1 protein-coding gene is annotated in these 266 nt (G+C 66.9%); it reads right to left on the bottom strand.

Going from position 1 to position 266, the window contains the following annotated elements; translation table 11 throughout:
* Positions 1 to 96 precede the first annotated feature (96 nt).
* Entirely contained in the window at positions 97 to 249 is a 153-nt protein-coding gene (locus CVH10_RS21225; protein WP_369335943.1) for an ATP-binding protein, read from the bottom strand.
* Positions 250 to 266 lie beyond the last annotated feature (17 nt).

The raw sequence follows: 266 nt of genomic DNA, 5'->3' as shown, positions 1-266 counted from the left end.
CCGACATCAACGACGCCTTCACCAGGGTCGAGAACGGCGAGGTGCGCTATCGCTACGTCATCGACATGGCCACGTTGAAGGCCGCCTGACGGGCGATCAGGACGGCAGGCGCAGTTCGAAGACGGCGCCTGCCCCATCGGCCTCGACCAGCCTCAGGTCGCCGCCGTGCAGGGCCGCCAACTCGCGCGATATGGTCAGGCCCAGGCCCGTGCCGTCCGAAGTCTTGGAACTGACGAAGGGTTCGAACAGGCGTTCGGCCAGACGCG

Source organism: Halomonas sp. ND22Bw, assembly GCF_003011945.1.
In the GTDB taxonomy this organism is placed as follows: Bacteria; Pseudomonadota; Gammaproteobacteria; order Pseudomonadales; family Halomonadaceae; genus Halomonas; species Halomonas halophila.
The sequence above is the reverse complement of the archived record's forward strand: the minus strand, read 5'-3'. Positions and strand labels throughout refer to the sequence as shown.